General features: G+C 39.6%; 16 protein-coding genes. 9 read left to right on the top strand and 7 right to left on the bottom strand.

The features are described from left to right. The first annotated feature begins 169 nt into the window (after positions 1 to 169). From crtD to RMY00_RS19825, 3 genes are all read left to right on the top strand, one after another. Entirely contained in the window at positions 170 to 1,732 is a 1,563-nt protein-coding gene (crtD, locus tag RMY00_RS19835; RefSeq protein ID WP_322649180.1) for a C-3',4' desaturase CrtD, read from the top strand. A 182-nt stretch (positions 1,733 to 1,914) separates the two neighbouring features. Next, positions 1,915 to 3,021 (top strand): saccharopine dehydrogenase family protein, encoded by a 1,107-nt coding sequence (locus tag RMY00_RS19830; protein ID WP_322649179.1) that lies wholly within the window; start codon positions 1,915 to 1,917, stop codon positions 3,019 to 3,021. Positions 3,022 to 3,254: 233 nt separating this feature from the next. After that, positions 3,255 to 3,644, top strand: coding sequence for a hypothetical protein (locus RMY00_RS19825; protein WP_322649178.1), 390 nt, complete (start codon positions 3,255 to 3,257; stop codon positions 3,642 to 3,644). Between the two features lie 90 nt (positions 3,645 to 3,734). On the opposite strand, the gene RMY00_RS19820 is transcribed toward RMY00_RS19825, so the two are convergent. Continuing rightward, positions 3,735 to 5,033 (bottom strand): sodium:proton antiporter, encoded by a 1,299-nt coding sequence (locus RMY00_RS19820; RefSeq protein ID WP_322649177.1) that lies wholly within the window; start codon positions 5,031 to 5,033, stop codon positions 3,735 to 3,737. A 691-nt stretch (positions 5,034 to 5,724) separates the two neighbouring features. Between RMY00_RS19820 and RMY00_RS19815 the strand changes: the two genes are divergently transcribed. Next, positions 5,725 to 5,994: a hypothetical protein gene (locus tag RMY00_RS19815; protein ID WP_322649176.1), complete on the top strand. Its 270-nt coding sequence runs from the start codon at positions 5,725 to 5,727 to the stop codon at positions 5,992 to 5,994. Positions 5,995 to 6,120: 126 nt separating this feature from the next. Beyond that, positions 6,121 to 6,492, top strand: coding sequence for a hypothetical protein (locus RMY00_RS19810; protein WP_322649175.1), 372 nt, complete (start codon positions 6,121 to 6,123; stop codon positions 6,490 to 6,492). 22 nt (positions 6,493 to 6,514) lie between these two features. Here RMY00_RS19810 and RMY00_RS19805 read toward each other — a convergent pair whose 3' ends face one another. The 3 genes from RMY00_RS19805 to RMY00_RS19795 all read right to left on the bottom strand — a co-directional run bounded on the left by RMY00_RS19805 (position 6,515) and on the right by RMY00_RS19795 (position 11,314). Continuing rightward, complete coding sequence (locus RMY00_RS19805; protein WP_322649174.1) at positions 6,515 to 8,560, bottom strand: bluetail domain-containing putative surface protein; 2,046 nt, start codon at positions 8,558 to 8,560, stop codon at positions 6,515 to 6,517. A 375-nt stretch (positions 8,561 to 8,935) separates the two neighbouring features. Further along, positions 8,936 to 10,081: a glycosyltransferase gene (locus RMY00_RS19800; protein ID WP_322649173.1), complete on the bottom strand. Its 1,146-nt coding sequence runs from the start codon at positions 10,079 to 10,081 to the stop codon at positions 8,936 to 8,938. Positions 10,082 to 10,144: 63 nt separating this feature from the next. Beyond that, positions 10,145 to 11,314, bottom strand: coding sequence for a glycosyltransferase family 4 protein (locus RMY00_RS19795; protein ID WP_322649172.1), 1,170 nt, complete (start codon positions 11,312 to 11,314; stop codon positions 10,145 to 10,147). 518 nt (positions 11,315 to 11,832) lie between these two features. Between RMY00_RS19795 and RMY00_RS19790 the strand changes: the two genes are divergently transcribed. Both RMY00_RS19790 and RMY00_RS19785 read left to right on the top strand, forming a co-directional pair. Further along, a complete protein-coding gene (locus RMY00_RS19790; protein WP_322649171.1) occupies positions 11,833 to 14,286 on the top strand; it encodes a hypothetical protein in 2,454 nt (817 codons plus the stop codon). A gap of 214 nt (positions 14,287 to 14,500) precedes the next feature. Continuing rightward, positions 14,501 to 15,361: an Rpn family recombination-promoting nuclease/putative transposase gene (locus RMY00_RS19785; RefSeq protein WP_322649170.1), complete on the top strand. Its 861-nt coding sequence runs from the start codon at positions 14,501 to 14,503 to the stop codon at positions 15,359 to 15,361. 244 nt (positions 15,362 to 15,605) lie between these two features. Here RMY00_RS19785 and RMY00_RS19780 read toward each other — a convergent pair whose 3' ends face one another. Beyond that, positions 15,606 to 21,506: an AAA family ATPase gene (locus tag RMY00_RS19780; protein WP_322649169.1), complete on the bottom strand. Its 5,901-nt coding sequence runs from the start codon at positions 21,504 to 21,506 to the stop codon at positions 15,606 to 15,608. A gap of 205 nt (positions 21,507 to 21,711) precedes the next feature. Then, positions 21,712 to 22,611, bottom strand: coding sequence for an aspartoacylase (locus tag RMY00_RS19775; RefSeq protein WP_322649168.1), 900 nt, complete (start codon positions 22,609 to 22,611; stop codon positions 21,712 to 21,714). Positions 22,612 to 22,809: 198 nt separating this feature from the next. On the opposite strand from RMY00_RS19775, the gene RMY00_RS19770 reads away from it, so the two are divergent. Further along, on the top strand, positions 22,810 to 23,976 hold the full coding sequence (locus RMY00_RS19770; protein WP_322649167.1) for an AGE family epimerase/isomerase: 1,167 nt from the start codon (positions 22,810 to 22,812) through the stop codon (positions 23,974 to 23,976). Between the two features lie 39 nt (positions 23,977 to 24,015). On the opposite strand, the gene RMY00_RS19765 is transcribed toward RMY00_RS19770, so the two are convergent. Beyond that, positions 24,016 to 24,912 (bottom strand): alpha/beta hydrolase, encoded by an 897-nt coding sequence (locus RMY00_RS19765; protein WP_322649166.1) that lies wholly within the window; start codon positions 24,910 to 24,912, stop codon positions 24,016 to 24,018. A 301-nt stretch (positions 24,913 to 25,213) separates the two neighbouring features. On the opposite strand from RMY00_RS19765, the gene RMY00_RS19760 reads away from it, so the two are divergent. Beyond that, a complete protein-coding gene (locus RMY00_RS19760) occupies positions 25,214 to 26,203 on the top strand; it encodes a helix-turn-helix domain-containing protein (protein WP_322649165.1) in 990 nt (329 codons plus the stop codon). Positions 26,204 to 26,287: the final 84 nt, after the last annotated feature.

Here is a 26,287-nt window from a genome sequence, read left to right as displayed (position 1 = left end):
GACTTTAGCTATTAGCCTTGAACTTTAGTTCCAGGCGGGTGAGGAAGCCAACAGTTAAGCTATTTCTAGGCACGTATGCACAGCTTTGCGCCCCTACTGGTGGGTACAGAGAGCGCAAAGAAGGTAAAATTATAAGTAAAAGTATTAAGAATTTTAAAGAAGCTAATCAATGTCCAGCATTTCTCTTGACAAAAGTAACTCTCATGTCGTCGTTATCGGTGCGGGAATAGGTGGACTGACTGCTGGAGCATTATTAGCTCATAAAGGTTACAGCGTCTTAATTTTAGATCAGGCTCTTGTACCAGGAGGCTGTGCTTCGACGTTTAAACGGCAGGGATTTACCTTTGATGTGGGCGCAACTCAGGTGGGGGGGTTGGAACCAGGGGGAATTCACCACCGCATTTTCTCAGAATTAGACATAGATTTACCACCAGCAACGCCTTGTGACCCTGCTTGTGCGGTCTATTTACCTGGGGAAAGCACACCGATTAATGTTTGGCGTGACCAAGAGAAATGGCAAGAAGAACGACAAAAACAGTTCCCTGGTAGCGAACCGTTTTGGCAATTGATGGCAACTTTATTTGATGCTAGTTGGGAATTTCAAGGACGCGACCCGGTGTTACCACCACGTAATTTATGGGATTTGTGGCAGCTAGCGCAAGCAGTGCGTCCCAGTACATTAATTACCGTACCCTTCACTTTGTTTACGGTAGGAGATGCTTTACGGTTATGTGGGCTGGGAAATAACCAACGATTGAGAACTTTTTTAGATTTGCAATTGAAGCTATACTCCCAGGTGGATGCAGAGAATACAGCATTACTTTATGCTGCCACAGCATTGAGTGTATCCCAACTGCCCCAAGGATTGTTTCACCTCCAGGGAAGTATGCAAGTATTAAGCGATCGCCTGGTACAATCCTTAGAAAGAGATGGCGGCAAATTATTAATGCGCCACACTGTTGAAGAAATCAAAGTAGAAAACGGCAAAGCTACTGCTGTAGTTATTAGAAATCAGAAAACTGGCGAAGTTTGGACTGAAGCCGCCGACCACATAGTTAGCAATGTCACCGTGCAAAATTTGGTGCAGTTGTTGAGAGAACAAGCGCCATCTGGATATAAAAATCGGGTGGAAAAACTGCCCCAAGCATCAGGCGCATTTGTGGTCTATTTGGGTGTAGATGCCAGCGCGATTCCGGTTAGGTGTCCTCCGCACTTACAATTTCTGTACGATGCCGATGGCCCCATTGGCGAAAATAATTCCTTATTTGTTTCCGTCAGTCATCCTGGAGACGGACGCGCACCGGAAGGGAAAGCGACAATTATCGCTTCTTCATTTGTCGATCCTGCACAGTGGTGGCAGACTGATGATTATGAAGGACTAAAAGAAAAGTTTACCCAAGAAGCGATCGCTCGTCTTGCTCAATACTTCTATCTCAAACCAGAAACGATTATTCATCAAGAAGCGGCAACACCGCGCACTTTTGCCCATTTTACAGCCCGCGATCGCGGTATAGTTGGCGGTATTGGTCAAAGGATTCCTACTTTTGGCCCCTTTGGGTTTGCTAATCGTACACCCATCCAAAATTTGTGGTTAGTTGGTGACTCCACCCATCCAGGCGAAGGTACGGCTGGGGTAAGTTATTCGGCGCTAACGGTAGTCAGGCAAATTGAAAAAGAGGCAAGGGGGCAGGGAGCAGGGAGCAAGGGGGATAAAAAAGAATTGGGATTCTAACCACACCTGTTGCATTAGCTTCCCGCTTTTTACGAGAACCACTGGTGCAAAAGTGGAGTCATTTCCCCCTGCTCCTTCGTTAAAAAGTCTTCCCTCCTTAGCACGGCAAGTCATACTTGTAACCGATGGCAAAGGGGACGAAAAACTGGTCAAATTAAGTTATTGTTGCGAATGCTGGAGTAATGATAGACAGCGTTTTAATTCTTGGTGGACGGGGGCGGATTGGTAGCAGTGTTGCTCAGGATCTTGCTACCCATACGCAGGCTCAAATTACGATTACTGGACGTTCTGCGGAGTTTGGGAAGGCTGTTAGCTTGTCTTCGGGAGGACAAGTGCAGTTTTTAGTGTTGGACTTGGCAGAAGTTGACAAGTTGCGAGATGCGATCGCAAACTCTAACTTAGTCATCCATTGTGCTGGCCCATTTCACTATCGAGATACTAATGTTCTCGAAACCTGTATTGCTCAAGGCGTTAATTATATAGATGTCAGTGACCATCGTTCTTATACCAGCAAAGCCCTCAATTTTAGTGAAAAAGCTGCTGCCGCCGGAGTGACAGCAATTATTAATACTGGCATTTTTCCTGGTATTTCAAACAGCATGGTACGTCAAGGTGTTGAACAATTTGATAAACCAGAAAAGATCCATTTAAGTTATTTAGTTTCCGGTTCTGGCGGTGCTGGCATTACAGTGATGCGGACTACTTTTCTGGGGTTGCAGTATCCTTTTGAAACTTGGATAGATGGAAAATGGAAGATAATCAAACCTTATAGTGAAAGAGAGTTAGTTGAGTTTCCACCGCCTTATGGACGCACCGGAGTTTACTGGTTTGATATGCCAGAAACTTTTACACTACCTACAGCTTTCCCATCAGTAAAAACTGTAATTACTAAGTTTGGCTCTGTTCCTGATTTTTACAATCACCTAACTTGGATTGCGGCACATATTTTTCCCAAGTGGTTAATGCAGCGTCGTTACATGATTGAATTTCTGTCTCATGTCAGCCATTCAATGACAGATGTCACTAATAATTTTACTGGGATTGGTGTAGCAGTTCGTTCAGAAGTTACAGGGCAAAAAGATGGTGAAACCGCCGTTTATTGTTCAACTGTAGTGCATGAAAACACAGCCGTGGCTTCTGGTTGCGGTACAGGTAGTATTGCCCAGTTATTGCTAGAAGGTAAACTCAAGAAACCAGGTGTTTTTCCTGTTGAAGAAGCACTACCAACAGATTTATTTGAAGAAGTAATGCAAAGCCGAGGAATAAAAATTAATCATACTTGGTTATAGGTTAATACGCTTGGGTTAAGCACACTGGATAGAAATTTCATTAGATTTCACGAAATATTCAGATATGGAGGTAAGGGCGTACATTTGTACGCCCTGACTATAAGCAAAAATTAATATACCTTGCGATAGAAGTAAAAACTGTACCTAAACATTTAGGATGCCTGTGAGCCTGAAATATTGAATATATTTATACATCACCACGGCTCATAAAATAAAAACAGGAGCGTTTTTTTGTGCAAAAAATTTTATTAACTTTAAAGCAAGCGTTACGTTCAAGCTTTTTGATCGTTGGTTTAATTATTTTCATTAGCTTATCAGGTTCTTTCATTTTCGTTCAGCAACCTAGTTATGCAACTACTCTTGAAGAATTAAAGCTAATACCGTCAGAGTATAAACCAAATTCTGAAGAAAAAATTAATCGCGCTAACGAATTTGATCCAGGTGTTGGCACTCAAGAAGAACAACGACAAGAAGCTTATGAGCAAGCAATAAAAGATTCAAAAAACCTTAATACTATAGAGAAGACTTACGAAAGAAATTTGAAAGCTGAACAAGGACAAAATCCCTCAGAAAGCTTTGGTGAAAAAGCGAAAGAAGTTATTGAAAAGGTGACAGGTAAATAGGAAATATACACCGAACCCACAACCCCTTCTCTTGCTGGGAAGGGGAGTAAGATTCAAAACCTCTCACAGGTTTAAAAAATTAAATTACTTTTACTCAAATTCATCTATTGTGGTAGGAGTATTAGACTTTATCTTATTAGCAATATTGCGCTGATACCACTTCATTAATGGAGTTGCACTGATGCCATGTATAATCACAGAAGCTACAATAGTAGTGTAAGTTATCCAAGCAATTTGTTCGGCAGCTTCACCTTTTAAGCCATTACCAAAGGCATAGGCTAGATAATATAAAGAGCCGACACCGCGAATACCAAACCACCCAATCAACCATCTAGTTCCTGGATGAAAGGTTCGGCGGTGTGATTCTACAGGGCGTTTGCCTATTGTGCTAATCCAAACTCCTACAGGTCGGATTATGAATAGTAATAAAATTATCACTAATAAAGATTGCATAGCATAGTTAAGCATTGGCTTGAATAATAATATTGATCCCAATAGTAAAATTGTTCCAACTTCCAGCAATTTTTCAAGTTGCTCAACAAATTCCAACTGTGCTAGCGGTTTTTCAGGATTTCTGTAACTGCGTTGGACAACTAAGCCAGCAACAAATACTGCCAAAAATCCATAGCCATTCACCATTTCTGTTAAGGAATAAGTTATTAAAATTGTACTTATAGCAATAAAATCTTCCATTAACTTATCAGCACGACGACGTTTTTGAATTCTTTTTTCAATCCAAACTATAGATTTTGTTACAACAAATCCCATAACAATGCCAGCTGCGATCGCCCAAATTAAATCAACCGCAATCCACTGTTTAAACCAGCTTTCCCAGTTATCATCTTTTAATGCATGAAGTCCAAAATAAACGAAGGGAAAAGCTAAAGCATCATTTAACCCACCTTCAGAAGTTAAACCAAATCTTAACTCATCTTGGTCGTTTATATCGGTCAGTTGTACTTCAGATGCTAATACTGGATCAGTAGGTGCAAGAATTGCTCCTAATAAAATCGCTTCTCCCCAATTCATCCCTAAAAACAATTTACCCACAATAGCCAGAGCAAGAATTGAAATTGGCATCAGAAATACAATCAATCGCGCCGTAATGCCCCAAGTCCCCAATCTTAGAGGGCGAACAATTCTTAAGCCGCAGCTAAACACAGAAATAATTACTACAAGTTCTGTTATTTTTTCCAGCACTTCGGCATTAAAAACGTCATCTCGACGAAATTGAATCAGCCCAAAGGCATAAGGGCCTAGCAAAATACCAACTACTAGATAGATAAGAGCAAAAGAAAGAGGTAAACGAGCAATCCAACCTGACCCTAATGTGACCATTAACAGAAGTAGACCAATCACAAATAGGTCAATAATATAGATATCTACCATATAGCGATTTTTATAAAAATTAAGCGTTACTCTGTAAGTTTAGTTGTAATAGCTTGGTGTTATAAATTACCTATGGGCTGATTTTCTGTAATTGGAGATTGCCGATCCACACTCGCTATCAAATTGAATAGATAAGATCGCGCTTTGATTATTTGCGTCTAGATTACAACACAGCCCCTAAAGTAATGGGGAATATGGCTAATACACAGTAACTTTCTTCTATTTCTCTTTGCTAAAAGACTGAGTGAAACTGTCATATTCACCGACATCCCGCCCTAAACTTTAGTTTTGGGCTATGAGACTCGGAATTCATTCCGAGGCGGGATAAAAACGCATTACGAGATTTATTAATAAAGATATGACCAGTCGGGGCAAGGCTTGTGTGTACACTGGAGCCTGAATATAAACCTGTACGCTCCTAGTAGTCTGCCAACCCAAAAATGCTAAGTGAGGGCGCAGGAATTGGGGAAAGGTTAAAGGAGTAAACATCTTTTCCCTTTCCCTCTTGCCCTTTACCCCGCCAAGTTTCCTTGGCGAACTACTAGTAATGGCCTATATTCTCTACTTTCTCACTCAGATATCGCCTATTTAGTACAAATATACTATAATATATATAGCGTCCACAAAGCCTAGCCAAACATATAACGGCTGTGTGAAAACCTTCTGGAAGATGGATTCAAGGGTTAGTTCGATGATGAAGCATTACATTCTCAACCTCAATCCGACTGCCAAGCATGAATGGGATCGGTGTATTTTACGTGACCCGTTGACTGCCAAACGCCCAGACATTGCCAAATTAATTTCTGAAGCGGTTGGTGCTGATACAGGCAGTTATCTAGTGAGCGTAAATATCGAAGTTCAAGTTTTGGAGCAAGCCGCAGTCCCTCAAGCCGAACAACTCTCGCTTTCATTTCCAGAAGTGAGTGTGCCGTCACAACCACAACTGCGGGAAGCGGCTTGAGCTAAAGTGCAGAGTTTAGCAGAAAATAAAGCCTGCATAAGCAGGCTGACTTCGTGTAGCCGCAGATTTCAGTCTGACGGCTAACGGAATCATGAGTATATTTGATTCTGAGAGGAAAATTATTAAATGATGCAACTGAGTCATTATCCAGCTGCAATCGCACAAGCTGCCCAACGGGCTAATGAAATAGACTCTCAGTTGATGGCAGTGCAGCACCAAATTAACCGATTTGAAGGCAATGCGGATCGTATCGCCGCCTTTGAGATGGATTTGAAAAATGATGCTCAACGCAAGGCACGTCGCTTTGAAGTGCTGCTTGTGAATCATGAATATCAAAAGGCAATAGACACCCAAATTCGATTAACTCTCGATAAAGCAAATGCCATTGCTCATTTGGAATATCTGCGTAACCAGTTTAGTGTAGGTAAGTTAGAAGCAAGATTAGCAATCGCTCAACAACTCTCTGATTTTGAATCTCGTGAATTAGTTGGTTTGTAATCACACCTGAACCTTAGTCTGATTATACAACTGCTAAGGAGGCTAAGTTACCCTTGTAGCAACTAATCTCAATCACAGCATCCGTGAGGGCAGAGAATCCATTAGTGTTATCGTTGAGTGCCAGAAAAGTCTGCTCCTTATTGCCTGTACCAAGGGTAAAAGTTGCCGCACCTTTAGCTACAAAAGCAGTTGCAGTCAATATCTGTTGTATATCTGAGAGATTTAGACTTGCAACAGTGCCAAGTTGAACTAAATTAGTTGCGCTAACTGCATACAGCCCATCAATTTTATCTTGAGAAATGTTCAAGTCAGTTATTTTATCAAAGCTAGACAGCAGCGAATCACTCAGACTACTGAACACAAATTTATCAGCGCCACAACCGCCTGTGAGGGTATCACGCCCAGCGCCACCATTAAGGATGTCATTACCACTACCACCAACTAGTTTGTCATTTCCGGCTAATCCAAAGAGTTTATCGTTGCCGTTTTTGCCAGAAATTTGATCATTACCAGCCCCACCACTGAGTTCATCTGCACCGTTACTACCTTTTAAAGTAATCTTTGGCACATTTTCGTCTGTAGTGGTTTTGCTGATTAATTGACCATTGGTATCATATAGATAAGTGGCAACTGCATCAGTAATGCCATCACTGTTGTTGTCAATATCTGCGGAAATTAGTTTGCCATTGCGATCGTAGTTGAAAGTGGTAATCTCATCAGGGATACCATCATTATTTTTGTCAGCTACCTGTGCAGTCTGTTTGCCGCTAGCGTCGTAACTATAAGCGGTGACTTCATCAAAGATGCCATCATCATTATTGTCAATTTTTTGTGATTTCAGGTTGCCGCTCAAATCGTAGCTGTAGATGCCAACTGCATCAATTACACCATCATTGTTGAAGTCGTAGCTGGCAGATGCGCGTCCATAAGTAGAGGTTTCGACATAATCAACTTTGCCGTCGCCGTTGTTGTCACGGCTATTGGATGTCAGGTTGCCCTTGGCATCATAAGTAAAGGTTTCGACATAATCAACTTTGCCGTCGCCATTGTTGTCACGGCTATCGGATGTCCGGTTGCCCTTGGCATCATAAGTAAAGGTTTCGACAGAATCAACTTTGCCGTCGCCGTTGCTGTCAAGGCTATTGGATGTCTGGTTGCCCTTGGCATCATAAGTATAGGTGTTGACATAATCAACTTTGCCGTCGCCGTTGGAGTCAACGCTATCGGATGTCCGGTTGCCCTTGGCATCATAAGTATAGGTTTCGACAGTATCAACTTTGCCGTCGCCGCTGTTGTCAAAGCTATTGGATGTCAGGTTGCCCTTGGCATCATAAGTATAGGTGGTGGCATAAATAGGTATGCCGTCGCCGTCGGTAAAGCTACTAAATGTCCGGTTGCCCTTGGCATCATAAGTATTGGTTTGGACATAATCAAGTTTGCCGTCGCCCTTCAAGTCAACGCTATCAGATGTCAGGTTGCCCTTGGCATCATAAGTATAGGTTTCGACATTACCAACTTTGCCGTCGCCGTTGGCAAAGGTAGTAGATGTCCGGTTGCCCTTGGCATCATAAGTATAGGTTTCGACATCATCAACTTTGCCGTCGCCGTTGTAGTCAGAGCTATAGGATGTCTGGTTGCCCTTGGCATCATAAGTATAGGTGTAGACATTATCAACTTTGCCGTCGTCGTTGTAGTCATAGCTATGGGATGTCACCTTGCCCTTGGCATCATAAGTAAAGGTTTCGACAGAATCAACTTTGCCGTCGCCATTGTTGTCACGGCTATTGGATGTCACGTTGCCCTTGGCATCATAAATAGAGGTTTCGACAGTATCAACTTTGCCGTCGCCGTTGTTGTCAATGCTATCGGATGTCCGGTTGCCCTTGGCATCATAAGTAAAGGTTTCGACATAATCAACTTTGCCGTCGCCATTGTTGTCAGAAGTAAAGAATGTCCGGTCATAGCGGTAGGTAATAACTGAGTCTGTTATTCCATCACTGTTGTTGTCTGTCCTCTCAGATATCACTTTGCCATCGACATCGTAAGTGTAAGTTGTGGTTGAGGTCATAAAATTAGTGTTCTTTATCTGCTTTGATTCCACTTGTGTACTGCTATGTGTTTTCGTCACACATCGCTATGTTCTGCAAAATCTTTTTATCTACCAAGTCTGATTAGTTAAATTTATTTTTGCTGCATCAGTCACAAAATATGATATAGTATATAGTTTTTTAAGTCAATCTTGTTAATGACATTATTGCTAACTTAACCAACTTCGTATACTCATTCCCAGGGAAAGGCAAAGTTTTTAAATTCCATTCGCTGGAAACTTATCCCCCAAGCGTGGAGAGGCTTTGAAACTTAGTAGGTAGGGGCACACAAAGCTAGCTGTGCTACCCTACGAATTGTCTGTACTCCACGCAATTTAAAACCGCTATATGTCTATTTAAGCGGACGTGATATGAGACAGCAGTTGGGCAATTTGCTGATTAATAATTGCGACATCAAAACGCCGAGTAGCAGAAGTCTGGGCATTATTAGCTATAGTTGCAGTTATTTCCGTCTCCTGAAGACAGGTGATAATTATTTGTGCAAGTTCGTGGGGTTCTCCTGGTGTCATTAGAAAACCATTAAGTCCATGTTCTACTAATTCCATTACACCGCCAGCTTTGGGTGCAACTACAGGTTTTCCACATAGCATCGCCTCTACAATGACTCTACCAAAAGGTTCTGGGGAAATAGAGGTATGTGCTACTAAGTCACAAGCTGCCATTAACTGAGGAATATCAGAACGAAATCCTAAAAATTTAACGCGGTTTTCTAATCCTAGTTCAGCAACTTGTCGGTGTAACTGTTGGACGTAATCTTGTTCCCCAAATAGTGCATCACCCATTAAAATTGCTGTCACCTCTGGCGGACATTTGGCAAGAGCATCAATTAAAATATGCTGCCCTTTCCAAGGTGCAAGACGGCTAAAGTGTCCGACTACAAATTTTCCTTGCAATCCTAACTGTTGCTGTAATTTATTAATGTCAGACTCATCAGTTTGATATTTTTTTGTTTCAAAGCCGTTATAGACAACTTCGATAATATCTGGGCGGCCTCCCGCTTGTACAAAGGCTATTTTACTAGCTTGGGAATTTGCAATTACTAATGATGCAAAACGATTAGCTAAGTTAACAGCAATGTGAAGATTAGTTTGGCTAAAATGTTCTTTGGAAAGAATATCATGTAAATGATAAACCAGAGGACGACGACTGAAAAAACTTGCTAATGCTCCGACAACTAACGCTTTTTGAGTATTGGCATAAATTAAATCGTATTCATGCGCTATTTTAATTACTTTAGTAATTAAAGGCGCAAGTTGTACCAAACTCTTTAATCCTTGCACCAAACTGCTTTCTTTGCGAACTTGGATTGCTTGAGTTGCAAGAACTTCTACTGGGATATGATTTTGCTGCAATAAATCTTTAAACGGCCCATCTGCAAATAAACCGACTAAAGCACTATTACCATAAGGTTTAGCAATATCTATTAAACATAATTCTGCGCCGCCTGGTTTACCACTTTGGTCTAGAAAAAAAACTCTCATTAAACCTCTATTTTAGCTAATTTTACTCACTTAGCACCCTTAATATCTATTACAATCAATTATTTAAGCTAATAAAATTTTCCGTACTTGTTGGGCGATTTGATTCCAGTCGTAGTTTGCGGTGGCGTACTGGCGACAAGCTTCTCGTGAAGGTATAGGGCTATTTCCCAAAAGTACTTGCTCTAGTTTTTCAGCAATGGCTGAGGCTTCTGTTGAAGTAGTAATTAAATCGGGTGAAAATCCTGATAAAATTTCTGGCATTCCTCCAACTGGGGTACATAAAACAGGAGTACCACACGCTAGAGACTCAATTATTACTAATCCAAATCCCTCAAAAGATTGGCTAGGCATAACAGTTAACTCAGCAGCTTGATAAGCTATAGGCAATTGCTCATCAGGTAGAAAACCTAAAAACTTAACGTTGTCGGCTAGCCCTAATTCTATAGCCTGTTGTTGTAGTGCAGCTTGGATGTGACCACGACCTGCGATCGCTAGCCAAACATCTGGTATTCTGGGCTTAATTATAGCCAGTGCCTGTAATAATTTGTCTACTCCGGTTCGATGTACTAAGCGGCGCGATGTAAATATGATCCGGCGATTAGTTGGCCAGCCTAGCTTTGTACAAGCCTCTTGGGGTGATAAATTTGGTTGAAACCAGTTAATATCAACTCCACCAGGAATAATATTAATTTTGCTCCACGGTACTTGATATTTATCATGTAGAATTTTACCAAATGCTTTGCTCAAAACAATGAAGCGATCGCACCGATTATAAGTATTTCGTTCTATTAACCAGTGCTTGATTAAAAGACTAAGATTTTTATTAACTACTTCTTGCTGACTCTCAGAAGCCCAAGGGCCATGAAAGTTAAAAGTAACTGGTACTCCCTTTGGTAAAATATCTAAAATAGGAAAGCTATATAATGCAAAGTGCAAATTAATAGCATCTGGCTTGCCTGCTCTTGTTTTCTGAAAATTAGTGCGAATAGACCATAATCTTTGCCAAATAGCACTGTCGGGACTTGCCAAATTAGTCAACTTAATCGGTAAATTTACTTCAGCTTCTGGTAAACCGATTCCGCATAATTCAATCTGGTCTTTATTTGCAGCTAATTTATGAGTTAATTCATAAATATACCTTTCTAATCCTCCTGGACTTTTGGGAAACCAGCCTAATCCAAGAGTGAGAATAGATGCAGATGATGAAGCAAAATTTTCTGATTTATTTTCCACTGAGATATCTCCTATAAATATATTAAAACAAGCGCATAGATATGTGCTTCTACATCTGTATCTAAACCTGAATTATTAAAATTTATGAATTCACTTACCAATAAGATTTTTTGTATAGAACACCAATTTATAAACTATTTATACGTCAACGTCAACAAGGAATGAAAATTGTGTTTTTATTGACTAAATAACACCGATATAGATATATATGATACTTGCTAATTAAGAAAGCTGAATGCTATATAGAGAAAGAAAAGACTGATATCAAGTAATAATTATATAAACTATTTTGTATTAAATTTTACCGCTAAAATCGAATAATAAGTAAATATTAATACCTCAAATATATTAGCTGTAAATTTAAAGAATCATGTGAGCTTGATAAAACTTATGTAAAACTTGCTATTAAATGTCATCTCTATACATAGCCTGTATCTTAAGCACTTCAAAATAGTTATATTTTTTGCGGATTACCGAAAAAACCATTGTATATAAATAATTAAAAGCTTAAAAAGTATATGAAAAATAAATTACTGACGCGGTTAATACAACTCCGTCACCAACTCAACCAGTACCTCAAAAAAATATTTAAGATTAGATATATACAAAAAAGTAAAACTTTTAAATTTTTACTCAGTCTGACTATTGGAGTAATTGTTACTACTCTTGGAATTACAACAGACTGGGCAACAACTGGAACACGCACGCTTATCTACAAAACATCATCCATAAGTAATACTATTGGTGCTAAAAACCTTACGATACAAAACAATACTGAAACAGCCACGCTTACACACAAAAAATTATCGACAAGTAATACTATTGCTAGTGAAAATTTGCAAGTAAAAAACAATACTGAAACAGCCACACTTATACACAAAAAATTATCGGCAAGTAATACTATTGCTAGTGAAAATCTACTAGTAGAAAACAATACGGGAACATCCACATCTACCTATAAAACATCGTGGATAGGTAATACGATTGGCAGTGGAAATCTGCGGATACAAAACAATATTGAGGCAATGTATGTTGCCCCTGATGGCACAGTTTATACTAACAGCCATTGGGATGAGGCAGGAATGGAAGCAGCCATTTATAAGGATGGTAAAGTTGTTGGTGCTATTGGAGATACTCACGGCTGGAGTCGTGGTGGTGGCATAGCTGTAACAGCAAATAGTAAATATATTTACCTTGCCATGACTCAGGGATCGAAGGGTAAAACCGATGAAGATTACCCAGCAGAAGGAACAACTTGGCATTGCGTTAGACGCTATGATTTATCGGGAAAACCTGCGCCTTTTCCTAATGGGCGTGGCTGGGATAAAAGTATGCTGATTGCCAGTACTAAAAATGAAGTTACTGGATTAGCAACTGTGGGAAGCGAGTTGTATGTGAGTGATTTTGCTACTAATCAGATTCGTGTCTATGATACTAATACGATGAAGGAACTCCGCAGCTTTACCGTTGCTAATCCCGGAGCAATAACTATTGATCCACAAAAAAATCTGTGGATTATTCAAAGCAAAAATGGTAGTAAGCCTGCCAAGATTTTACATTATTCGCCGAGTGGAAAGCAGTTAGCCCAACAGATTGCAGATATTATTGAACCAACTGCGATCGCAATTGATCATCAAGGTAAGTTATTAGTGGCAGAAAATGGGCCACGTCAGCAAATGTTGGTTTATGACATTAAAGATAAGCCGACGCAGGTGAGTAGTTTTGGTGTTAAAGGCGGTATCTATGCAGGAGTTCCTGGTGAAGTTCAAGATTTGAAACTTTATGGACTTACCGGAGTTGGTACAGATGCTTTAGGCAATATCTATATAAATAGTAATGGTTTCAACAAATCAGGCACAGATTTGCGGAAATTTTCGCCATCGGGAAAACTAATATGGCGATCGCTAGGATTGATATTCGTCGATAATGCAGATGCAGATCCGAAAACTGATGGTGTAGATTTATTCACCAAACAAGAACACTATCTCATGGATTACAGTAAGGCTGCTGGTAAGCAATGGACTTACAAAGCCTATACTTTAAATCCTTTCAAATATCCTCAAGATCCACGTCTGCATACATCGCCAGATGGAACCTTTGTTCGCCGCATCCAAGGAAAGCCGTTTTTGTTCCTCACAGATATGTATAACAGCTTTCTGCAAATATATCGTTTTAATCCAGCTACAGATGGTAAAGTTGCTATCCCAGCCGGAATGTTTGTTGGCAGCAATGATAAACCATTTCTTAAGGGAAATTGGCCACCGAATCAACCAAAACAAGGGGAATGGATCTGGCGCGATCGCAACGGAAACGGCAAATTTGAAAAGAACGAATATGATACTAGCAAAGATTATCCCTATATCGGCGGCTGGTGGGTAGATAGCAAAGGAGATGTTTGGAAAGCTTTGCGAACAGAAGATGGCATCCGACACTATCCTTTACAGAGAATAGATGCTAAAGGCAACCCCATCTACAGCTATAGTTCGATGGAAAAGCAAACTACTCCCAAAATATTTAACGACTTGCGACGAATCGAATATTTCCCCCAAACAGATACTATGTATTTGTCAGGCTTTACAGGAGATCACCCTGCATTCGGTGATGATACTGGAGTTGCTGGATCTGAAATTGCCCGTTTTGACAATTGGAGTAAAGGAAATCGTACTCCCCGTTGGCGGATTGTGATTCCCTACGACACCACTGGTAAACGCGAAGTGTCTACAGCTGCAATCAGTGTGACGGGAGACTATGTATTTGCCGTGACAGTCAAAACCGCAGAGATATATGTCTATAATGCTAAGACGGGAGCGCAGGTACAACAGTTAAAACCAGGCCCAGAAGTTGGCAGCGAAAGTGGCTGGATTGATATACCTTACGGTATCCGCGCTTTTCGTCGTTCAAATGGTGAACATCTAGTATTTGTGGAAGAAAATTGGAAAGGAAAAGTAATTATCTATCGGCTGCCGAGGTAAGCGTTTAATATCGTGTGCGCTTAAAAACTTATCATCAGGTTTAGAGAATAGCTATAGCAATCCTATCTGATTTGTAAAAATTTACGGTGTTTAGCTCCACGACTTATCAAATAAGTTGTGGAGCTAACTTTTCACGAATGATTTAGGATTGCTATATGTAGGGAGATATGTGATTAAATGTATCGCAAGTTGAATAAATTAAGCATAATGATTCATGCGCCGAGACTCCATTTTTTATAAACTATTTCAACAATCTCCCACTTTGCTATTTGAATTATTGACAAATCCGCCCACAAACGCAGATGCTTATCGATTTGATTCAGTAGCTATTAAAGAACCTAAATTTGAGATAGATGGGGTATTTCTTCCACCAGAAAATGAAGGTGCAGGTGTTGTATATTTCTGTGAAGTACAGTTTCAAAAAGATGAACAGCTTTACGAAAGAGTATTTGCAGAATCTTCACTATATTTCTACCGCAACCGAATTAGATTTAGCGACTGGCAAGCAGTGATAATTTATCCATCTCGCAGTATTGAACAAAGGGATATTTATCCCCATCGCTCATTGCTGAATGGTGAGCAAGTACATCGAGTGTATTTGGATGAATTAGGGGATATTCGCCAATTACCTTTATGGTTAGCCCTAATGGTGTTAACTACTGTGGAAGAAGAACAAGCACCACAAGAAGCTAGATATTTACTTGAGCGATCGCGCCAAGAACAACCTCAACCATCAAGTAGCGTCATAATGGAATTAGTGACAACGATAATGGTGTACAAGTTTGAACAATTAAGCCGAATAGAGGTAGAGTCTATGCTAGGAATCACGCTCAAGGAAACAAGGGTTTACCGCGAAATTAAAGAAGAAGGCCGAGAGGAAGGACGAGAAGAAGGCCGACGAGAAGAGGCTGCTAACCTCATTATTCGACTGTTGACTAAGCGTTTTGGAGAACTCTCTGAAGAAATACGCTCCGCAATTTCTGGTTTAACCCTACCTGTTCTAGAAGATTTGAGCGAAGCAGTGTTAGATTTTACCAGTTTGGCTGATTTACAAGCTTGGTTAGTGGCAAGATGAAACCAATTCGCAATGGGCTAACGCCCGGCTCCGCTAACGCAATGACGCTCCTACGGACGCTTGTTCCTCGCTACCGCTTCGCTAACGCTAACGCAATTAAATCAAGCCACCCACAAAAAGCGAGGTTTTTACTTTTTTCCTTCTTGATAAAAGTGCGTTAACGAGATCGCGCAGCGTTCCGCAGGAGAGCTACGCGTAGCGTATCGGAGAGTAGGCATTGCTTCTGTAGTTGATCAACCAAAAATCATACCGGGATTTCCATGATAAATTCTGTACCTTCACCGAGAACTGAGTTAAAACTTAATTTTCCGCCGTGGGTTTCTTCGACAATTTGACGAGCGATCGCAAGTCCTAACCCCGTTCCTTTCCCAACAGCTTTTGTAGTAAATAAATGATTAAATATTTTTTCTTTTACTTCTTCATTTATTCCTTTACCATTATCAGCAATAGCTATTTTAACTAGATTACTTTCGACTGAGGTTGTAATTGTAATGCAGTTAGGATTATTCTTAATTTCCTCAAAACTTCGTTCTTGATTAGATTCATCTAAAGCATCAACGGCATTCGCAAGCAAGTTCATAAATACCTGATTTAATTGACCAGGAAAACATTCTACTTGAGGTAAATTATCGTAGTTAGTAACAACTTCAATCGCGGGACGTTGTTCATTTGCCTTCAAACGATGTTTGAGAATGAGAATGGTACTATCAATACCTTGGTGAATATTAAATGGTACTTTGTAATCTTGATCGGCACGAGAGAAAGTGCGTAAACTGGTACTGATGTTTTTGAGCCTGTCGCACGCCATAGACATAGAATTAATCATCTTGGGCAAATCTTCTAAACTATAATCTAAATCGATTTCTTCAGCGTGCTCAATAATTTTCTCACTCTTGTCAGGAAAAATTTCTTGATAAAGTTTCAAGTGTTCAGTAATATCAGCAATGGTAGGTTTAGTTTGTTTGAGACTGGCAGAAATAAAACCTAAAGGATTGTTCATTTCATGGGCTACACCTGCTACAAGATTGCCCAGTGCAGACATTTTTTCACTTTGCACCATTTGTAATTGTGCTTGTTGCAGATTTTGTAAAGCAGTTTCTAGCTCTTGTGCTTTTTGTTGGAGTTGGACTTCGGCAACTTTGCGTTCGCGTAGCGCAGCTTGCTGTTCTGTAATATCATCTGCTAGAGAAGCAACTCCGATTAACTGGCCATCTGCACTTACAAGCGGATTATTATACCAAGCACAAATGATAATTTTACCATCCTTAGTCACATTTTCATTGATACTGTAATTACCGCCCTCCTGCGATATAATTTCGACGCTAACTTGCTCCATTTCTGCTTGAATTATTTGAGGAATGATGAATTGAAATTGACAACCTAAAGCCTCCTGTTTGGTGTAGCCAAAGATTCTTTCTGCTGCTGGGTTCCAATCCTTAACATGAAAATTAGTATCCCACTCTATGACTGCTAGTGGAGTTTGCTGAACTAATAGCTGGAGTCGTTGCTGGGATGCTTGCAAGCCAGACTGTGCGGCGCTTAACTCCTCAAGCGATCGCTCTAGCTGTTGAGCATGTTGCTGCGATCGCTCATAAAGTTGGGCATTTTCTATAGAAATTGCCGCTTGAGCGCACAGCAAGTTCAGCAGTTCGACGTGATCGCTCGTAAATGCTCCAGTCGCTAGATTGTTTTCTAGATACAACATGCCAAGCAACTTACTTGCATGCAAAATTGGGCTACACAAGATACTCTTGGGCTGCTGTTGCCCAATGTAAGGGTCATGAATTAATTGCGGATGTATACTAGCATCAACAATAATGGCAGGTTGTAAGCTGCGTTTGACTGTATTAATTAAGCCAATTGGTACGTCAATAGACTCTTCAAATGGCTGGGGATTGGTCAGTATTGGAGAAAAATTAACTTTGGTATTTCCATTATTCTGTAGTTTTAAGTTTGCTAATGCCCGAACCAGCAAATTACCTGACTCTGCAAGCATTAACACACACTTATCAGCTCCTGCATTTTCAATGACGATATGCAGTAATGATGAAAGCAGTTTTTCAAATTCGATTTCGCTTGAGATAGTTTGGGAAGCTTTGAGAATGGCAGCTAAATCTAAAGCAATAGAAACGCTGCTACTGCTAGATGTGGCAAAACTGTTGGAGGTGACACTTTCCAAGGCAAAGATAGTGTCATTAGTAGAGAAGGAAGAACGGGTTTGCTCAAGGATAGGAGTAAGGAGTTGAGGATAACGTTTTTCCAAGTCGGCAACTTTGGCTTTAGCACCCCAACGGGAATAGGCATAGTAGGCTTGGATTATATATTCCCCAGCGATACGTTCTTTAGTCCATTCTAGGTAAAATTTTGCTGCTAGTTCATTGGCTAAGGCTTCATCGTTGATGAACTGATGTTCTTTGGCAAGAGTTATGGCTTTGTCATAATACTCAATTGCCGCAATTTTTTCACCCAAAATTCGATAACGTTCAGCTTCAACTAAATACCATTTATGCAAATGATTCATTGGGGTATTTTGTGCCCATTGATGCAAAATAGTTTGATGAGTTTGTGCGAGAGCAAGAATTTCGGCTTGTTCAATTTCTGGCTGGGTGCATAAAAAAGCGAGGTGCGTTAGCGCAGCATAAAAATGAAAAATGGGAATATAAATCGTTCCCGATAGGGTCATCAAATATAGGTTGGCTTGAGCAATATAGTTGCTTGCATCTGTATAATTACCAAAATAGTAGGCAAGTAGCAGTTTGTATATGTAGAGTTCTGCGATCGCTGTTAGATCGTTATCCTGCTGGTGCTTAGGAAGCATCACCGTTTCATTGTAGGAATTGCCAATTAAGCTATGTGGTTGACTGGCTAGTTCAATCAAGTTTTCTGCCATTTGTTTTCCCAGATCCACATATACTTGAGCAGAATATTGTTTCACCTGAGCCAATGCCACACTATAATCAGCCATATCTTGAGCAAAACTATTCAGTTCTGCACCACTAAAAAACCTGGCATTACTGTGGGTAGCCAAAGAAAAACCAGCATGTAAGAAATTACCAGTTTCTATCCCAGTATGGTAAGCTGCTTTCAAAATAGGAATTGTGGCACTCAATCGCTCTTGATGGTGCTGAATAAAGCAGCCAAACAAAAACATAACGACGGTCTTAACTTCTTGTATATTAAGTTTTTCAAGTAAATTTAGAGCTAATTTACCAAAAGCATAGCCTGAGACAACATCTCCCAAGAAAGCAGACATCACCATACCATGAATCGCATACCCAGTTGTTGATGCCACAGTATTACCAGATTGCAGAGATAAACTTACCATCGTTGAACTCAGTAAGGGTAATAAATCGGGCATCCCTTGGATAATTGGTGCAAACAACATTCCCATCACTTGCATTGCAGCCTGAGTGGTGGCATCATTTGTTAGTGGTAGATTGAGTAATTCTTCAACTTGTCTACCTTCAAGTTGGGTAGCAACGGTTTGTAGTGCTTTGCTAATCTTAGCTTCGTCAGGTTCTGAAGGCAGTTCAACCCCCAATTGGCATAAGGCTTTTCTGCCAACTGCGATCGCTTCCAACACATTACTTTGTAAAGTTTGCGCTCCAATTTGAATTTCGTAGATTTTAACTTTATCTAAAATCGTCTGAGCTTCTTGCAACACTATTGTTGCTATCTGTTCCATAGCATCAAAGTCGCCATTCAAATAATTGGCTTCAGCAGATGCAACGTAAAGGTTTAGGGTTAATTCATACTGTTGAACCCAACAGTTTGCCTGTAGTAGTTCGATACCTGTTTGTAAATAGACTCTTGCTGCCGCGTATGCTGTATAATTTTTAGCCTTACCTGCGGCTTTTAAGTTGAGTTCAGCTAATATTTCTTGTTCTCTTGGCTGAGTGATTAACTCCTGTCCTTTGTTCAGATGCCCGACAATATCAAACAATTTTTCTTCTTGCTCTATCTCTGATAAATTTTGTTGAAGTAATCGCCCTATTTTAAGATGAGTTACTTGTTTTTCGTGAGCAGGAATCAGCGAATAGGCTGCTTGTTGTACTCGATCATGTAAAAATTTATATTGTGCTAATTGTTTACTGTTATTAACATTCTCTATTGTAAATTTATCATTATGATCTCCTTGATAAAATTTATAAACATCACTAATCGGTAAAATTAGTCCTTCTTGTAAAGCTTTCCATAATTCAGCAGCAATTTCAATTTCTGATTGTTCTGAAACAATTACCAAAGTTGCTAAATCAAACTGATTACCAATACAGGCAGCTAACTGCAATACCTGTTGGATTGATTGAGGCAATTTCCGTAATTGCAATGCCATAAAGACAAGAACATCATTTGTAATCGCTAGCTGATTCACCTCGGCAATATCACATTGCCAAAATCCTGAATCAAAATTAAAGTTAATTAACCTATCTTGATATAATAATTTAATAAACTGTGTAGTAAAAAACGGATTCCCTTGAGTTTTCTGATAGACAAATTGAGAAAGAGGCAATGCCAATTTTTCTGTACATTTAAGTGTGTCAGCAATTAACTGATTTACTTGCCCTTGGCTAAGTGGTTCTAAAACAATTGTATTAATGGTTGCTTGGCTTTTTTGAATATCACTCAAAGTCAACATTAATGGATGCGCTGGGTTGACTTCATTATCACGATATGCACCAATTAATAAAAGATGACCTGTATCAGCCATTAATAGCTGCATTAACTTAAGTGATGCTGAATCTGCCCATTGCAAATCATCTAAAAATATCACTAATGGATGTTCTGTACTGGTAAAGACTTCGGTAAAATTTTGAAACAATAAATTAAATCTATTTTCGGCGGCAGTTCCTAATAGCTTGATTGCAGGTGTTTGTTGACCAATAATTCTTTCTAGTTCAGGAATGACTTCAATAATTACTTGTCCATTTTCTCCAAGGGCTGATAATATTTTGTTCTTCCATTGCTGAATTTGTGTATCACTTTCTGTTAATAACTGCCCCATTAAATCTCGAAATGCTTGGACAAAAGCCGAAAAGGGAATATTGCGTTGAAATTGGTCATATTTCCCTTTAATAAAATAACCGCGTTGCCGCACAATCGGTTTATGAACTTCATTGACAACCGCAGTTTTCCCAATTCCAGAAAACCCAGCTATCAACATCATTTCTGTTACGCCAAGGCTGACTCGCTCAAATGCTTGGATTAGGGTTTCAACCTCGCTTTCTCGTCCATAAAGCTTATCAGGAATGATGAAGCCATCGCACACATCTCTTTGAGCAATTTTAAATTTATTAATCTTACCAGTTTCTTGCAGTTGAGTTAGACAAATTTCTAAATCATATTTTAATCCTAATGCACTTTGATACCGATCTTCTGCATTTTTAGCCATCAATTTATTGATAATATCTGAAAATACAGACGGTATTTGTGGGTTATTTCTATGTAATAAGGGTGCTGCTTTAGCAATATGACAATGTACCAACTCCATTGGATCATTTGATTGAAATGGTAGTTCTCCGGTGAGTAATTCGTAAAAAGTTACACCTAAAGAATAAAAATCAGTCCGATAGTCAATTCCCCGATTCATTCTGCCTGTTTGTTCTGGGGAAATATAAGCTAATGTCCCTTCTAACACATTGGGATTGATCAATATTTGTGTTTCCCGTGGTAGTAAAGATGCAATACTAAAGTCGATTAATTTAACTTCTTTTGTTTCGGGATTAATTAAAATATTGGCAGGTTTAATATCTTTATGAATAATGCGCGAACGATAAAGTACATTTAAGGTATTGCATAGTGCGATCGCTATCTCTAAAAACTCCATTAGAAATTCTACGCTTCCCCCCATTCCCCACTCTTTTAAAGAAATCCCCCCAAAGTCTTCCATCACCAACGTATAACCATTCTGATAGGCTTGGAGACTGTAAGTTTGGACAATCAGAGGTGAGTTAAGATTTTTAGTAATGGTGTACTGATTGCGAAACGACAAGAGTTCGCTGAAACTTGGATAAGGATTTTTTAGCAGTTTAATCACTACTGGTAATAAGTCAGTCTCTCTATACCCTCGATAAACCAGCGTTCTGGAACCATTGTATAGTTCTTCACTGATGCCATATCCGGGAATACTGAGAAAAGTATTAACCATAATTGCTAAATCCTGAAAACTTCCAGATTTAGTATTCCCAGATATATTAAGTTTTTTATAAACAAAAGCAAAAATTTACACCGGAATTTCAATGATAAATTCTGTACCCTCTCCTGGTATGGAAATGCAGCTTAACTGACCCCCATGTTTTCTACCACAATCGAATAGCTAGTTGATAATCCCAAGCCTGTACCACTACTACTAATTAAACTATCTCTTGTTGTTTTTGACTTAGATGCATTGCAATTCCTTTTTCGTAGTAAGCTGCTTCATTAATAAAAATAGGATAAACAGTAGACTCTCCCTCATAGAAAATGTCTTTTCCTTCAAAAGTTATAAACATTGGATCGCCTGGATTCAAAGGTTGATAATCTCTAAACTGAAGTTGAGGGTGAATCATGGCTTTAATCTCGCCGCGTTGGTGCAGCCCGCCGTAGGCATCGCTTCTTGGATAATCGACAGATTTAATGTATTGATAGAATGTCAGCATATTATTTATCTGCGGAATATTCCCTTGGTTGCAGCCTTCAAAATAGTCTAAAATTCCATAGATAAGCTGCTCTGTTTGTTGAAATAATTCTGCGTTTAAGATATTTTGAGCCACAGCACCAACTTCTATAACAAAACCCAACTCACACAGAGAACGGAGAAATCCACCTTCTCTAGATTGTTGATTTACAAAAACCTTTACCATCGGATTTATAGAACTTAAATAAGCACCTAATCGAAGTAAAAAAGGATGCATGTTACAAAAAATCAGACTTAACCCCATATTGGCAGTTGTGCTATGCAAATCAACAATTACATCTACAAAGGGCTGATTTTGCGGTTGTAATATCTGTTGAATTGCTTTTGCCCGCGTATCTTCATAACTTGAGAGTTGAAGATTTTGTAAGCCTTGATTAGTAAAGCAACGATTTAAATCCTTATCAATGTATCTTTTACCTTCTTCAATAGCTTTGAGATTACCAAGTAATGCCAAAGTTTTAAAACTTTCTCTGTCGATTAAATTTGGATACTGCTGAAACTTTTTGACAAGATGTACTCCGGTTAACTCATTACCGTGGCTTCCTCCAACGATCGCAACTCGTTCAATCTGACTCATAACAACCTCATCTCTAAAAAATGACCCTACGGTTATTGAGAATGGTGCAAGATACAAGATAGAAGTATACCTGCTGCTGACTAAATCTTGTAAAAGGCTGACGCGATATCTACGACGGGCTACGCCTACGCTCCATATTAGAGCCAAAATATGATAACTGTTAAGCTGTTGGTTTTAGCACGAAAGGGAAGAAAGTTTATGGACTATAATTTTCAAGCACTCGCTGAACTTTACAAAAACGCTCTCCTCAACGATGTCCTCCCCTTTTGGGAAAAATATTCTCTCGATTGGCAGCAAGGCGGCTATTTCACCTGTCTTGATCGCTACGGCAAAATTTATGATAACGACAAATTTATTTGGCTGCAAAACCGCCAGGTGTGGACTTTTTCCATGCTTTACAACCAGCTAGAAAAACGCGAAAACTGGTTAAAAATTGCTAGCAATGGCGCTAATTTTCTCGCCCAACATGGCAGAGATAGTGATGGTAACTGGTACTTTGCCCTCACTCGTGAAGGGAAACCACTGGTTGAGCCTTACAATATCTTTTCTGACTGCTTTGCAGCAATGGCATTTAGTAAATATGCACTCGCTGGCGGCGAAGAATGGGCAAAGGATGTGGCGATGCAGGCTTATAATAACGTATTACGCCGTAAGGACAACCCCAAAGGCAAATATAATAAAACCTACCCCGGCACACGCCCGATGAAATCGTTGGCTGTACCAATGATTTTAGCCAATTTAACTCTAGAAATGGAATGGTTGCTACCAAAGGAAACACTAGAGAATGTCTTAGCTGAGACTGTCCGCGAAGTGATGACTGATTTTCTCGACCAAGAAAGGGGGTTAATGTACGAAAATGTTGCCCCTGACAGTTCTCACATAGATTCTTTTGAGGGAAGGCTGATTAATCCAGGCCACGGTATCGAAGCTATGTGGTTTATCATGGATATCGCGCGTCGTAAAAATGACACTAAAACTATTAACCAAGCCGTTGATGTGGTGCTAAACATCCTGAATTTTGCTTGGGATAGCGAGTACGGCGGATTGTATTACTTTATGGATGCAGATGGTCATCCCCCACAACAATTGGAATGGGATCAAAAGCTGTGGTGGGTTCACCTAGAATCGTTGGTTGCATTAGCAATGGGTTATCGCTTGAGTGAGCGTGAGGAGTGCTGGGAATGGTATCAAAAGATGCACGATTACACCTGGTCACACTTTGCTGATTCAGAATACGGTGAGTGGTTTGGCTACCTCAATCGGCGTGGAGAAGTATTGTTGAACCTTAAAGGTGGCAAATGGAAAGGATGTTTTCACGTACCGCGTGCATTGTACCTTTGTTGGCAGCAATTTGAGGCGTTATAATTCCTGCGGCGGTAAACAACGCAGTCAGTTTGAAATCAATTAGAAATTACGATTATTTAGAAACTGCAAAATATATTGAGATGTGATTTCCGGCTGTTCAACTTGAGGAGCATGACCACAATTTTTGAGTTTTATTAATTTAGAATTGGCAATGGATTGTTGAAATTTTTCTGCATCTTCAGGTGGGAGCATTCCATCAGCTTCTCCCCATAAAATTAGTGTTGGTTTTTCAACTTTGGCAATTCTATTCGCCAAGTTGCTATAACCCCCAGTTTTGACATAAGAAATCATGGCATCATGCCAACCAGGCATTTCTTGATGTAGCATGGCGCATTGAATAGCCAAAAGTATTTTGGTATCTAAATTAGGTAATTTACTACATAAATTTAATGCCAAGATGTGACGTTGACGTAGATATTCCACAGCCAAAAAGTCAAAAGGAGGAAACAAGTATTTGGTAAAGGGGGGAGAATTAGTGTAACCTAAACTATTAATTAATACTAGTGATTTTACAACTTGAGGGTAAGTTAGAGTAAAATCAATTGCAGTTGTACCTCCCATTGATGCACCTACTAGTATTATCGGTCTGTTGATTAAAGTTCTCCAAAAATCGTAAAGGTGAATTTTGATTGTAGTTGGACTATAATTTATTTCTTTTTGCCTTTGTGTAAAGCCAAAACCTAACAAATCTACTGCCCATGTTTCATTTTGAGTAGCAAGTAATGGCAACAGAAAACGGAACTCTAGGATGGAACTGTCGAAGCCGTGTAGCAGCAGAATTGGTGTGATTCCCCTACCTTTGTGAATGTATGTTGTGAGGATTGGGTGTTGGCTTAGGGAGGTTGTAAGGGCAATTCTCTCAATACTTTGAACAAAAGCGATCGCTTTTGGGTCTGTTAGCTGATTAACTTGTGCTGGTAGAAAATTAGGAAACATTACTATTCACTCCAAACTAATTTTCCACAACCCTTCTAGTAGATTGTTGCAATTGACTATAGTAGACGACTTTGCAGTACTTCTAGAACTTACCCTTGGTACGCAAGGTTATTCCTCAAAAATATATTAGTATCATTTTTGCAATTATTGTTGCGGTTATTACTGCCGTATTTCAGTGTTTAGGAGTGATTAAAAAATTTAAATTATACAATAATATCCGGAAACAAAAGGTGAAGTTAGGAAAATAGTGAAGATATGATTGTAACTTTCTTTTCTTGAGTTAATATAAAAGGCTTTCACAATGGTTACTACTCCTGTATACTATTTGCAAATTCTGGACAATCCGAATATTGAGATTTCTCAAGATGAGTTGCGATCGCTTTTAGGAGAAATAGAAGTACAACTGCATCGTAGCGGAGTTTATCGACGTGCTTTAGCGATTATGCAGAAGTTAATAGGTTCAGAAACAGACCAGGCTCAAGATTTATTAAAAGCCGTAGGTAGAGAAGCGATTGGGTTAGCATTTCGACAATTTGCCCAACAATCTCAAAAAGTTGAAACACCTACAGATACCAAGCAAGCCACAGAAACAGTCAATTCTTCACCAGAGATACAGCAAGAGCATTGCACTCTTCAGGAGGAACCCTCTAAAAATACAGCAGAAAATTCGCTGTGGAAAAAACCACTACAATTGCTGAATCATCAGAGAGTTTCTCAAGCAAAACTTGCTCAAAAAGCCGAACTTGCAGCCCAACAACGCATAGTGTGCCTACGTCAAATCGGGCAACAACTCCAAAAAACCCGTCAGTCCAAAGGGCTTTCTTTGGATCACATCCAGCTTTCCACTCATATCCGAACAGAGCTGATAGAGGCATTAGAAAACGGCAACTGGAAAGAATCATCAGATGACATTTTTATCCGTGGATTTATCCGACGTTATGGAGATGCTTTAGGACTTAATGGTATTGCTTTAGCTGCCTCTTTGCCATTCCTAGCAGCTACACCAGTAACTCAGCCCTTTTTGGATCAATCTAAAAAAGGAATGGGATTGGAAATTTGTCCGACGCATTTATATGTAGGTTATACAGCTCTTCTTGCTGGTGCAATGGGAGGATTAGCTTTGATATCCCAACAACAAGCAAATACTAATATATCAATTGAGCAAGATAACTCTTCTTCTGTTTTACAATCGTTAAAACAACAATCCCCTACTGTTAAACCAGGGATTAAATCTACTAACACTGGTGTGACTGTCGGATCTGATATTTCCCCACCAGAAGGATTATATTAACGAACTGCGCCTACCTGATAACTTGTGTACTTCAGCAGGCTACTAATTTCCACTTACATTATGATGAGATTAAGAAGACGAAAG

The organism is Nostoc sp. ChiVER01 (assembly GCF_034531155.1).
Lineage (GTDB): Bacteria > Cyanobacteriota > Cyanobacteriia > Cyanobacteriales > Nostocaceae > Nostoc.
The sequence above is the reverse complement of the archived record's forward strand: the minus strand, read 5'-3'. Positions and strand labels throughout refer to the sequence as shown.